Raw genomic sequence first — 13,434 nt, forward strand, 5'->3', positions numbered from 1 at the left:
TACACTTGGCGACAGCTATAGTAAGCCCCATTCCCAATAAGTTATACCAAATCCCAAAATGGCGTAGCCATTTTGGGATTTGGTATTAGCTATAGCGCTGAAGCAGTGATTCTAGTTTCTCTACAGGCGATCGCGGCGGAAAGCGTGGTAACTCCTGCTCCTGTTGGCGATCGCTGAGCAAACATAGTACGGGGATTTCATATTGGTAGCGATCAAACCAGTCGGGATTGCTGTTGATGTCTCTAATTTCTAGGTCAAAGTTAACATTGTTCTTCTGCTTGACCTGCTGCAATTTCGCGATCAATCCCTCGCAGAGACAGCATTCTGGCTTGCTATACAAAATTAGTTGCATGGATTTGACGACATCTTGATTAATTTACTTCTATCATGTTATATTAGTAACCCGACAAGGACGCATAGCTCAGTTGGTTAGAGCACCACGTTGACATCGTGGGGGTCGATGGTTCGAGTCCATTTGCGTCCATTTGCATCAAAACCCAATAAGAGAATGGCGGCGCTTTGCGCCGCTATTCTCTTAACCCGAAAGAAGAGAGGCGGCGCTTCGCGCCGCCTCTCTTCTTTCGGGTTAAGCAAACCTTACGTTGCTATAGCTAATAAGTCAGCAATTTGTTTAGCTAGTTGTTTGAGTTTGAGTGGTTTGCTGATATATCCATTCATGCCTGCCTCTAAACACCGATCGCGATCGCCTTCCATCGCTAGGGCAGTGAGGGCGATAATGGGAGTATTAATCAAGTTAGGATCGAGACGGATTTGTTTGGTTGCTTCTAGTCCGTCCATCGTCGGCATTTGAATATCCATAAGGATGATATCGGGCAAGTTTGCTTTAGCTTGAGCCACAGCTTCTACACCATTTCGGGCGAGGATGACGCGATAATTGATGGCAGTTAGATAGAAACAGAAGGTTTGGATATTTGCCTCATTATCTTCAGCTAATAAAATAAGCGGTGGATTGTCGAGATCGACATCCTGTGAAGATAACGTTGTCGAACTTGGTGCGGCAGCGATCGCATTAGATGGGGGCATTTCATAGGGTAGGGCAACTGTAAAGCAGCTACCTTGTCCGATCTCGCTCTCGACCATGATCTGTCCGCCATGTAGCTCGACAATCTGTTTGACTAGTGCTAATCCTAAACCTGTGCCTTCGTACTCGCGGTTGAGGGCGCTATCGACTTGGACAAAGGGCTGAAAGATTTGTCGCAAGTCCTTGTCGGCAATTCCAATACCATTATCTATCACTTGAAATACGATCATCGGTGAATTCATGCTTATAATTCTTTGAGGGATTTTTGCTTCTCCTTCCCATTCATTGCCGCTACCCACTGCGACGAGCAGACTGATTGCCCCATCATGGGGAGTGAATTTGACTGCGTTGGTGAGCAGGTTGATCAATACCTGTTTGATGCGGCGCTCATCGATATTGATGCTTTTGATAAGCGGTGGAATATTGCTATGGAGATGTACTCTCTTTTGAAATGCTTGCTGGTTAACAAAGGTCAGACTGGAATCACAGAGATTTTGGACTGAGACTGGTTCTATATCCAATACCATCATCCCTGATGACATTTTGGATAGATCGAGAATATCGTTAATCAGTGATAGTAGATGTTTACCGCTTGATTCGACTATAGAGATCGCCCTTAATTGTTTTTCATTCAGCGAACCAAAAACCTCATCTTGAAGAGTTTCTGAAAATCCTAAAATGGCATTTAGTGGTGTGCGGAGTTCGTGACTCATGTTAGCGAGAAATTCATCCTTGAGCCTTGTGGCGCGGAGGAGTTCTTGATTCGCTGTCTGCAACTGAAGTTCTGCTTGTTTGCGATCGCTAATATCAAAATTAATCCCAATAATACTTTGAGGATTACCATCTACATCCCGTTTGAGCGTTCCATAGGCTTTGATAAAGTGAATACTGCCATCGGGATGCACAACTCGGAACTCCGTATCATATTCATCTATTTGACCCGAAGTAATTTGTTGAGTCGTTATCTCACTAGCTACACGATCATCAGGGTGTAACGCAGCAATCCACATTTCGTAGCTAAACTGAGGTGTTGTTTCTTTGGAAACTCCATACAGTTCGTACATCCGATCGTCCCAAAAGGCAATATTGTCTTGAACACCCCATTCCCAACAGCCGATCGCCCCAGATTTAAGCGCCAAAGCTAGGCGATCGGTTGTATGCTGTAAGCGCAATTCGGCTTGTTTGCGATCGCTAATATCCGTTAATGTACCAATATAACCCGTAAAAATACCATCTTCATTCAGTTCGGGCATAGCTTGGCAATAGAAGTAGCAAATTGTGCCATCGGGTTTGAGGCATCTTCCTTCTCCTTGGTAATATACTTGTTGCTTGATCGCTTGAGTCCATTGTTGATAGAGTTGCTCCCGATCATCGGGATGAATGGTCTGAAGCCATCCATAACCAAGAGCTACGCTAGGTTCTTGTCCTGTAAGTTGAGACCAAAAACCATTGACGTAGGTACATTCATTTTTTTGATTAATTTGAAAAATTGCCACAGGAGCCGCCGCCGCCAGATTCGCAAAGCGTTTTTCGCTCTCCCTCAAGCTTTCTTCAGCAAGTTTGCGATCGCTAATATCGTTTGAGCAACCAATCAAGCGAATGGGGTTTCCCAATGCATCCCAAATGATCGAGAGCCGCAAGCGTATGTAAATTATTTTGCCTGATTTGGTCTGATTCCGCAGTTCAACCTCATGGGTTCCCTTTTCCAGTAACGGTCTAAAGACGGTGGGTTCCATAATAGCCAAATCTTCATTTAGATAAAGCATACCAACGTTCAGCCCGATCGCCTCATGAGCCTTGTATTCATAGAGTCTCTCCGCCCCAACGTTCCAAGTTAAGATCGTGCCATCTATCGTTGCAGAAATTACCGCATCATGAATCTGCTCCAGCATTTGCGATTGCAATTGGATGGCTTGAGTACGTTCTTTGACTTTTGTTTCTAAGGATTGATTGAGTTCTAGTAGTTCTTGCTCGGCACGTTTGCGATCGCTGATGTTGCGAATCAACCAAAATAGTTGCGGCTGACTATTCATAGGATTGATATTTTGGATGACGCTAATTTCGGCAGGAAAAAATTCGCCCTGACACTTTTTTAGCGTAATTTCCCAAGTTGTTTTGGCATTAGTTGAGGATAAACAATGATGAAACTGGCGGTCGAAAAAATCTCTATTATCCAAGGCAACAAATAGATCCAATGGCTTCCCTAAAATATAATCGCGCCTTATCGCCAGTAGTTCTAAAGCAACTTGATTTACTTCTGAGATCTTGCCCGATAGATCTGTGACCAGATAGCCATCAGGTGCGAATTCAAAAAGATTTTGGTGGCGATACTGTTCATATTCCAACTGTCGATGCTGAATGATTTGCTCTTCAGTGGTAATCCTCAATTCCTCGACCGAACATTCTAAATCCGCACTTACTCTTTCTAATAAATTATTGCGCTCTTCTAGTTCTTTTTGCTGACTTAAAAGTAGTGACTCAACCCTTCTGCGTTCGGTAAGCTCACTTTGAACTTGTTCAAAAGCGATCGCTTGCTGAATGGAGATAGCTAACTTCACCGATAGCCGCTGCAACAACTGAATATCGGATTCTTCCCAAACCCTTGGAGCCGAGCATTGATGCATAATTAACAAACCCCATAAAATGTGTTTGTTAGCATTTGGTAACAGAATCGGCACAACCAGATTGGCGCGAACTTGAAATCTTTCGAGCAATTTAATATGACAATCTGTCAAACCAGCCCTATAAATATCATGGGCAGCAAAAAACTTTCCCTCAGCATATGCGCCCCCAAGATTTTCGCGAAAACAAGTATCTTCAACTTGTGCTTTTAAGCAGGACTGCCAAGGTGAGACGATATCTTCGGCAACAACCGTGCCACTCATATCTGGGTTAAATTGATAAATAATAGCGCGATCGGCATTAATAAATTGACGTACCTCCCTCACAATGGCGTTCGAGATATCTTCTAAATTTAGAAATTCGCGAATTCGCAGCGCAATTTCAGAGGTTAATATTTGCTGCTGTTCCGATCGCCGCAGTTGACGCATTAGTAAAGTTTGCTGGAATACTTGCCTAATCGTTGAAGTGAAAGATTTTGCAGTAATATCCCCTTTAACCAAGTAGTCAGTCGCTCCTAATTTCATCGATCGTACGGCTCTTTCCTCATTTCCTCGGCCCGTCAACATAATTACAGGAGTCTTTTCTCGCGTACGATCCAAGTTGATTGCTTCTAGAAATTCAAAGCCATCGCCATCGGGCAAATTTAGATCGGTCAATACAATATCGGGCTGCTGCGATCGCCACAGTTCCAAACCTTCCTCTAGGTTTCCTGCTTCGATAATACGATAGCTATTCTCTGAGTCCGATCGCAGATAACGTGAGTAAGTTAAGCGATCGCTTTCCGAATCCTCCACGATCAAAACGGTTGCTATCGGTGTTTCTAGAGGCAAGTTTAGCGATTGCCAAGGCTGAGAATTTGGAGATTCAGAACTGTCCATAATCATAATAGGTTTAGCAAAGCCGTAAATTTTAACCAGTGCTGAAATATGGATGGAAAGGGTAGCAATATTGCAATCCCCCTCTTGTTTTTAGCATATAACAATTAGAGTGTTATGGTCGTTTCATGACGGTTAAATCCAGAATCAAGCCCTGTAGCGCAAGCTGCGCTTGCGCTACAGGGCTTGGGGTTTAAATTAGCAACGCCAGCATTAGGGGCTTTTAAGATTTATATAGGCTCTTTCTAGGGCTTTGGTTAGTTCCTTAATTTGGATTGGTTTGCTTACGTAATCATTCATTCCTGCGTTTAAGCAAATCTCGCGATCGTTTTGGACGGCATTGGCAGTAAGCGCCACGATCCAAGGCTTATGTATATATTCTGTAACGATTTTTTGGGTTGCCGTTAAGCCATCCATCTCAGGCATAAATACATCCATAAATATGACATCATAACTTTGGCGGTGTAGCGATTCTAAAACCTCTGCCCCATTAGCGACAACATCAACACGATAGCCTAGTCGATTGAGAAAGCGGGTAGCCACTTTTTGGTTAACGATATTGTCTTCAGCTAATAGAATTTTTAGGGGAAAAAGATTGGCAAAGTTTTCATCAAAAACTGAGTTCTGCTTGCTCTTAATTTCTGCTAAGGAAGCAGGGCTAAAGAATTGGTTTAAAGCGCTGTAGAGTTGCGATCGCTTGGTGGGTTTACTCAGACAGATGGTGATGTTGTCATTGCTAGCTTCATCCCATCTAAAGGTATGGGTGAGCAAGATAATTGGTAATGAATTGGCATAGGAACGGATTAGTTCTCTAATCTCACAATAGTCACAATCCTGCGGTGTATTGCAGAGTGCTTTCTGGACAGGAAAGCCCGCATCCATAATCGCAAGATCGAAGTCTGATTCACCCTGCAACCAAGCGATCGCCTGATCGCTCGAATTTGCCACCATCACCTCCATACTTAAAGTCTGGGCAAATATAGTTAAACTCTGACGGTTAACTTCATTGTCTTCCAGAATTAACAGGCGTTTGCCAGCTAAATTAGAATTCCATTCAGGCGGAGATGCCGTTTTTACAGCCGTCGTGGCAATCGTAAAGGAGAAGGTAGAGCCGACACCCACCTCACTTTCAACCAACATCCCCCCACCCATCATTTGCGTTAGTTGATTAGCGATCGCCAGTCCTAGTCCCGTGCCGCCATATTGTCTGGTTGTCGATGAATCCACTTGGCTAAAGGGCTTAAATAAGCGATCGTAGCGATCGCGAGGAATACCGATACCAGAATCCTTAACGGCAAATAATAATTGATAATTTTGCTGTGAAGGATCGACAGAACTCACTGATACCGTTAAAGATACTTCCCCATTAGCTGTAAATTTGACCGCATTACTAAATAAATTGACTAATACTTGCCTCAATCGGGTTACATCGCTCAAAATCAATTCAGGCACATCCACATCCATACAATAAGCTAGCTCTAACCCCTTAGCAGAGGCAGTAGCAGCCAACAGATCGAGCGATTCTTCAATGCAATGGCGTAAATTAAAGGGTTGAAGATCAAGGCTAAATCTTCCAGATTCTATTTTGGAAAAATCAAGAATATCATTAATGATGGTGAGTAGATTATCGCCACTCGATCTAATAATCTCCGTAAATTCATATTGCTCGGAGTTGAGATCGGTATCTAGCAATAAACTCGCCATCCCAATCACCGCATTCATGGGCGTGCGGATCTCATGACTCATGGTCGCAAGGAATTCACTTTTTGCGCGATTTGCTGTTTGTGCGGTCTCCATCGCCTTCAGTAGTTCCATCTTTGCTTCTTGTCGTTCTAAATGCATCGCCAACGAAGATGCCAAAACCCTCAATAGACTGATCTCTACATGATCGCGGCGGTGATCGCTGAAGTGGTCGTGAAAGCTCAAGAAGCCCCAAAATTTTCCATTCACAAAGATAGGTAAGACGAGGGAAGAGTGAATTCCCTTAGAATCAAAAATTGCTTTTGCGGCTTCAGGAACTGCGGACAATGAATTATAAATGCTCAGATAAACGCTCAGATCCTGTGTTAATCGCGATAGCCAAGTGCCATCGCTAAGTATCTGCCCATACTCAACCTGTAGCAGTCTTTGGGCTGGGGATAGTTCTGGAGCATTCCAAGTAGAGTAAAACCGTAATTCGAGACTTGCCTCTTGCTCGCATTGCAAAAGATCAATACTGGAAAAATCGGCAACTTTGCCAATAATTTCTAAGATATTGCCATAATCATGGAGATTGATACTCTCCGACAGCAGTTGACGTTGTACATCGACAAGCATCGATAGATAGCTCTCTCTCTTTTCGATCGCCGCAATCGTTAATTTGCGTTCGGTAATATCGTTACTGGCTCCGACTAAACGGGTAGCCTGTCCTTGCCAGTTCCATAATGCTCTTGCCTTTGTGAATATCCATTTATAGTCGCCATTCGTGCAACGCATCCGATATTCCACCGCATAGTTAGGGATCTTGCGGGATAAGTAATCGACACGTTCCTGTAAAACGCGATCGCGATCTTCAGGGTGGATCAAATCGATCCAATCGATATCTTGCTCGTCATCAATATTTGCCTCAATCCCAAGCATGGTGCGCCAACGTTCCGAACGGAATGTTAAGCCAGTTTCCAAGTCTAAATCCCAAATGCCATCATCAGCAGCTTGAATTGCTAGTTGCCAACGTTCTTCACTCCTTTGCAGTGCCGCCTCGGTCTGCTTGAGGTCGGTAATATCTGAAATGATGCCATTCCAGATTAAACCTAGATCACCTTGACGCATTGGTTGAGAACGTCCAGATATCCATTTTAATTTACCACTGGGGGTTTTAATCTGAAACTCATGCGCCCAGTTCGTAAAGGATATAGCAGAATCTTCAATAGACTGGAAAAAGGCTTCAATATGTTCGGGAATAACCAAACTGCTGAATTTGCCAAAATCCTCATAAATCTCTTCCGCAGTCAGTTCGCATAGGTCATAAATACCTCGACTGACAAATTGAATGGAGTACTGACCATGACCATCTCGATAAAACTGATATACGGTGCTGGATATTGCGTCCGTAATTTTGTTGAGCCTTAACTCACTTTTAAGAAGCTCAGCACTGCGCTCCTGTACTCTTTTTTCTAGATTGACATTGGCATGTTGAATCTCTTGAAATTTTTCCTGTAGGGCGATCGCCATAACTTGAAAGTTATAGCCAAGGGTATCGATCTCAGCAAGGTTACTGGATTTCCAAGCAAAGTCTGACTCGGAAGAAAGATTTTTGGGTAGGTCGGTGGTGAGGTGAATTAACTTGGCGATCGGGTTTACCAATCGACGACTGAGAAAATTTGCCACGATCGTCGCAGGTAAAATAATCGCCAAGATCAGCGCGAGAATGTATGTATGCAGGTTCTCCAGTTTGTCTATATATTCCGATGGAGACAGACGTATGACTATCGTCCAAGGAATATTTGCACCGATAGGGGCTTCTTGCAAATAATAGGATTTACGCCAACGGGTCATCAATGCGGTGCCTGGTATTTTCGGCAACCATTGAATTTGCCCTGTTTTAAAAGGGCGAACTTCAGCGCCTTGATACAGATCGAAAAAATCACCTGAAAGCTCTTTAGAAACCGTACTAGCAATTATGGTTTTATCGCGATCGAGTAAAAACGACTCAATCTTAGTTGTTCCCGATTCATTGGCTAGAAATTCCCTAAGGCGATCGACATCTAAGACGGCAATAACCACACCATTAAACTGATTGTTTTTGAGAATGGGCAATGCAATATCAATATGGGAATAGCCCGTAGTTCGATCCTTGCTGATATCACTAAACGCAATACTTAGACTAGACCGAACATCTTGAAATATTTTTTGTTGAGTGACGGATTGGCTCAGGCTTAAATTTTCTCCATCCAAAATACCAGCAAAGGTTGTCAAAATACGACCTTCGGCATTAGTAGTGTAAATGTATAAAAACTCTGGTGTAATTTTGCCAATTTGAGTTACCGCAAATTGTAATTTTTCTTGGCTATCTTCTTCGCTAGCGATGGTTGCTAATTCTCGCAATATCCCTGCATTGTGCTGATGCCAGTATCTTAAATTAACCGTCAGGGCTGTCGTACTTGCCAGTAATTGACTAGAAATCCCCTTCTCAATATCATGCAGATAGTGATAACTAGTTAGAATGGCGATGGTTAAAATAGGAATATAAACAAAAGACAATAACAAATGAAATAACATTTGTTGAATATTTAGATGGTGTCTATTTCCCTGTCTTTTCTGAACCCATCGCTGTAATGGGGGCAAGTAGTCAATAAATAAATGGGCAATTAGCGCATTAAATACCCCGTTAATTAACTGTTTGAGGACAACTAAGAGGACGGAACTGGCTCCGACTTTGAGAATGAAATAATAAAATCCAAAACATAAGGGTGCGCCCAAACATAGCCAGTAGGAGATTACTAGCAGGATCATATTGCGAGATCCCCGATGTTTTTGCTGGTAATATTCAAGCCCAACCCCTACCCACAGGGCTTCTAAAACCAAGAGAATTGCCGCGTAGGGCTGTCCCCAAAGAATATAAGTATGAATACTCGCAATTGCCGCAACTGCGCCCCCCATGAAAATCCCATAGAGGTAAGTCGCAATTAGCACAAAAATGCTGCCGAATAAGAAATCCACCCCAAAGAACAATGGCAGACGAAAGTAGTTCCCTAAATAGGAAAGAATTGCAAATAATAAAAATGCCAACCAAAATGTCAACAAATTATTGAAGGCAAATTTTCCAGCAAATTTACCCCGAAATTCTCCATTAGACTTCTCTTTTAGCGGTCTATAGAGAAATTTGACGATCTGCGAAAAAGGATTCATTTAACAACTTTTGCTTCCAATACATTTTAGCTACTATACGTGGCTAATCGCAAATCATTTATTACAGCAATTACCGATCAAACGAACCACAGTAAGAATTTTGAAAGCGTTGCAAAGCAACGCTTTCAAAATTCTTACTAGTTTGGGTTTGAGCGCAAAGCGCTATAAGTAGCTGGGCATAATCAAAACCTGTAGCGCACGCGTAGCGTGCGCTACAGGTTTTGATTATGGGTTTTGATTATGCCCAACTACTTAGCGGTAGAAAACATGATTTTGGCTGGTAGATCAATGCCATTACCAAATACAGGGGTGGGATCTAAGCTGGTAATTAAGCGGAAATGTGTAGAGGATATTTTGGGTGTGGTGGGATGGTTTTCCCAAGACTTTAAAAGGTCATGCGATCGCGTTAAGAAAGCAACACCACGAATGAGGGGAGTGATTTGCCAACTGGCGACCAAGGTTTCCACAAGCGCTAATTCAATTTGAGGTGGTGCGTAGGCTTGGAGTAAATCTTCTAAATATTCATTAAAATCCTCATCGTCTTCACCATCTAACTGATAGCTATCGACGATGTACTTCACTCTTTGACGGCTAATTTGTTCCCATATTTCCATAACTCCCTCGACTTTGGTTTGTGGTAAATTGCTTATTTAGAGCTAAATTCATAGGAAAAGATATATTGTCGCGATCGTTAGATAATAATTAGTATAGCTGTATAAGTAAAGATTCTTTCAAGCTAAATTAGATGATCGCATGATCCCTCAGAAATTACGATTAAAAAATTTCCTGAGCTATCAGCAACTAGCCTTGGATTTTAGTGGGCTACATGTTGCTTGTATTTGCGGTGGCAATGGGTCGGGGAAATCTTCTTTGTTAGAAGCAATGTCTTGGGCGATTTGGGGAGCAAGTCGCGTTGCTTCGGAAGATGATGTGATTCATGTGGGTTCTAAAGAAGCACAAGTGGATTTTACCTTTATGGCAGGGGGAGAGGTCTATCGAGTGATGCGATCGCGATCGCGCAATAGTTCGACCTCGCTAGAATTTCAGGTTCTGAGTGAAGGAAAATTTAAATCGCTAACAGAAAGAAAGGTGCGATCGACGCAACAGACCATTGTTTCGCACCTCAAAATGGATTATGAAACCTTTATCAATTCGGCATATTTGCGCCAAGGGCGTGCCGACGAGTTTATGCTCAAGCGTCCGAGCGATCGCAAGCAAATTTTGGCGGATATGCTGGCTTTATCGCAGTATGACGATTTGGCAGAACGCGCTAAGGACATTGCCCGAACCAGTAAAGCCGAATCGATCGTCCTAGAGAATATGCTGGTACAGATTAGGGCGCAAATTCTGGAAGGGGAGGCGATCGCGCCGCAGTTAGCAGCCTTACAAGCGCAGTTAACGGAGTTACAGGGCTGGGAGAGCCGTGATCGCGATCGCTTGCGGGTGGCGGAGGAATTGCAGAAACAGTATGAAAGTCACTTGCAGCAATTAACTTGGCTCCAGCAGCAGCAAGCGGGCTTAACTAGTAATCTCATGCAAACTGATCGCCAATTGTTAAGTCAGCGCAAACAAATACAGCAGTTAGAAGTAACCCTGTCGCAGCGATCGCAAATTTTGCAAGATCGCGATCGCTACCAATTACTAGCCATGCAAACAGCAGAACTCGAATGTAAGTTTCAGACCTATCAACATCTAAGCGATCGACGAGTTGACTTCAGCCATAAACTGACAGGATTACAAACCGAACTTAAGGCACAATTGCGCCATTATCAGGCTCAGTTGGAGGCTTTAGTCCAGCAAGAACAAGATCTGCAAGGTATCCTCGGACGAGCCTCGGAAATCGAAGCGGCGATCGCCCAATTAAATTTAGCGCGGTCAGTCTTACAAGAGTTCGATCGCCTTCACGGGCAATCTACGCCCTTGATCCATCGCCATCAAGTACTTCAGCATCAGTTAGAGAGAGAACAGACAAAACTCGCTGCCAAATTAGAGGAACTCGTGGCGAAGAGGGAACAGTTATATTTACAGGTTCAGAACCACGATCGCTTGCTTGTTAATGCTCAGGAACTAGATCGTCAAATTGTCCTTTTACAAAAAAAACAGGTCTACCAACAACGAGTCCATGAAAAAGGATTAGAACGGCGCGATTTTTTAGAGCGTTTAAAAATACGATTAGCGGATAGTGAAGCAGCCTTTAATAAACTAGAAGCGAAAATGCGGCAGTTGACCGTTCCCAATGCTCCTTGTCCCTTGTGCGATCGCCCCCTAGATGAAGCCCATTGGCAATTGGTACAGAAAAAGCACAAAAAAGAATCTCGCGATTTACAAGCGGATATCTGGGTGGTGAAGGAGCAGCAAGCAGCTTCTGACTGCGAAATTCAAGTGTTGCGAGAAGAGTATCGCAGTCTCATGAAAGAGATCGCACCACTCAACGATTTGATTCAACGTAAGGGCAATTTACAGGAACGGTTAAAGGCGATCGCCGAGGCGCAGCAAAGGCTAGAGCTAATTGATGCGGAGATTGCGGAATTACGAGATCGCCTTCAGACTAACAACTATAGCCGCGAAGCATGGGAGGAGATGGAACTGATCGATCGGAATATTCGCAAATTTGCCTATGACGAAAAAAATCATGCCCTTGCCCGTGGCGATGTCGAGCGGTGGCGATGGGCGGAGGTCAAGCAGTCGGAATTAAAAAATGCCCAACGTCAAGCCGAAAACCTCGCACTAAAAATTCCCGATCTGCAAACTAAAATCAAGCAACTACACGATCGCCTCGACAAAAATCTGATCGATCTCGAAGTGCAGCACGAACTCGAACAATGCGATCGCGCGCTCGTCCAACTTGCTTACGATCCCGATATCCACCACCAACTCCGCAGTCAAAAACAGGAATTAACGCCAGCACTATTGCGATATCAAGAACTTGCTCGCGCCGAGCAGGAATATCCCGAACTTCAGCAACAGGTTCAACAATTACAGCAATTACATAATGTCCACCAGCAGGAGTTGGAAATTATGACAAATCAAATCGCACAATTGCAGACCCAATGTCAATCCTCGCAGGGCGATCGTGCGGAGGAAATCCGTTCTTTGCGGCAAAATTGCCAAGATTGGCGATCGCAAATGGATGGATTATTATCGCAAATTGGTAGCCTTCAGCAGTCGCAACAACAACTAGAGCAAAACCGACAAAGGGAGAGAGAAACCCTCACCCAAATCGAACTTGCCCGCCATCGCCAACGCATTCATAGCGAACTACATCAAGCCTTTGGCAAGAATGGCATTCAAGCCCTGATGCTGGAAAATGTATTACCCCAAATTGAAGTAGAAGCAAATCAGATCCTCGCTCAACTCAGCGATCGGCAATTAAACGTGCGCTTTATCACCCAAAAATCTGGCAAAAAAAGCGATCGGCTGATCGAAACACTCGATATTGAAATCGCTGATACTAAAGGTACTAGACCCTATGAAACCTATTCGGGGGGTGAGGCCTTTCGGATCAATTTTGCGGTGCGACTTGCCCTATCCCGCGTACTCGCCCAACGCAAAGGCAGCACTCTGCAAACCCTAATTATTGATGAAGGATTTGGCAGTCAAGATCGATTGGGTTGCGATCGCCTTGTGAGTGCCATTAATGCGATCGCCCCAGATTTTGAGTGTATTTTAGTAATTACCCATATGCCACAAATGAAGGAAGCCTTTAACACGCTCATCGAAGTGTCTAAAGGTGATGAAGGCTCTACCGTCCAATTAGTAGGATGATGGCAAGTTTTTAATTGATGATTATGATAGCAACTCTTTTATCTTTATTTATCTTGAAAGATTTCAGGTTGATATAAATTACTTTCATGTTCCTTTCGGTATTCTTAGTCATGAAAATCAACCTAATATTTTTTAATTATAGATAATTCAAATAAAAACTACAGCTTCGACTTCGCTCAGCTAGCTTACACCGAGGGCTGAGCGAAGTCGAAGCCCGTCTACAAGTTATTTAAAACAACTATA

5 protein-coding genes and 1 tRNA gene are annotated in these 13,434 nt (G+C 43.5%); 2 read left to right on the plus strand and 4 right to left on the minus strand.

What is annotated here, in order from left to right; translation table 11 throughout:
• Positions 1–85 precede the first annotated feature (85 nt).
• A complete protein-coding gene (locus AC805_RS06310) occupies positions 86–352 on the minus strand; it encodes a glutaredoxin family protein (protein WP_009627833.1) in 267 nt (88 codons plus the stop codon).
• A 58-nt stretch (positions 353–410) separates the two neighbouring features.
• Here AC805_RS06310 and AC805_RS06315 point away from each other — a divergent pair.
• Positions 411–484 (plus strand) — tRNA-Val (locus AC805_RS06315).
• Positions 485–597: 113 nt separating this feature from the next.
• Here the strand turns inward: AC805_RS06315 and AC805_RS06320 are convergent.
• The 3 genes from AC805_RS06320 to AC805_RS06330 all read right to left on the minus strand — a co-directional run bounded on the left by AC805_RS06320 (position 598) and on the right by AC805_RS06330 (position 10,040).
• Positions 598–4,542, minus strand: coding sequence for a PAS domain S-box protein (locus tag AC805_RS06320; protein ID WP_197278651.1), 3,945 nt, complete (start codon positions 4,540–4,542; stop codon positions 598–600).
• Between the two features lie 210 nt (positions 4,543–4,752).
• Positions 4,753–9,426: a response regulator gene (locus AC805_RS06325; RefSeq protein ID WP_055074631.1), complete on the minus strand. Its 4,674-nt coding sequence runs from the start codon at positions 9,424–9,426 to the stop codon at positions 4,753–4,755.
• A gap of 248 nt (positions 9,427–9,674) precedes the next feature.
• Entirely contained in the window at positions 9,675–10,040 is a 366-nt protein-coding gene (locus AC805_RS06330) for a hypothetical protein (protein WP_055074632.1), read from the minus strand.
• A gap of 139 nt (positions 10,041–10,179) precedes the next feature.
• On the opposite strand from AC805_RS06330, the gene AC805_RS06335 reads away from it, so the two are divergent.
• A complete protein-coding gene (locus AC805_RS06335; protein WP_055074633.1) occupies positions 10,180–13,191 on the plus strand; it encodes an AAA family ATPase in 3,012 nt (1,003 codons plus the stop codon).
• Positions 13,192–13,434: the final 243 nt, after the last annotated feature.

This window comes from Pseudanabaena sp. 'Roaring Creek' (assembly GCF_001402795.1).
Classification (GTDB): Bacteria; Cyanobacteriota; Cyanobacteriia; order Pseudanabaenales; family Pseudanabaenaceae; genus Pseudanabaena.

Excerpts from the sequence above, each read along its gene's own strand:
- AC805_RS06320 (WP_197278651.1), bottom strand. The coding sequence starts at position 4,542 with ATGGACAGTTCTGAATCTCCAAATTCTCAGCCTTGGCAATCGCTAAAC.
- AC805_RS06330 (WP_055074632.1), bottom strand. The coding sequence starts at position 10,040 with ATGGAAATATGGGAACAAATTAGCCGTCAAAGAGTGAAGTACATCGTC.
- AC805_RS06325 (WP_055074631.1), bottom strand. The coding sequence starts at position 9,426 with ATGAATCCTTTTTCGCAGATCGTCAAATTTCTCTATAGACCGCTAAAA.
- AC805_RS06310 (WP_009627833.1), bottom strand. The coding sequence starts at position 352 with ATGCAACTAATTTTGTATAGCAAGCCAGAATGCTGTCTCTGCGAGGGA.
- AC805_RS06335 (WP_055074633.1), top strand. The coding sequence starts at position 10,180 with ATGATCCCTCAGAAATTACGATTAAAAAATTTCCTGAGCTATCAGCAA.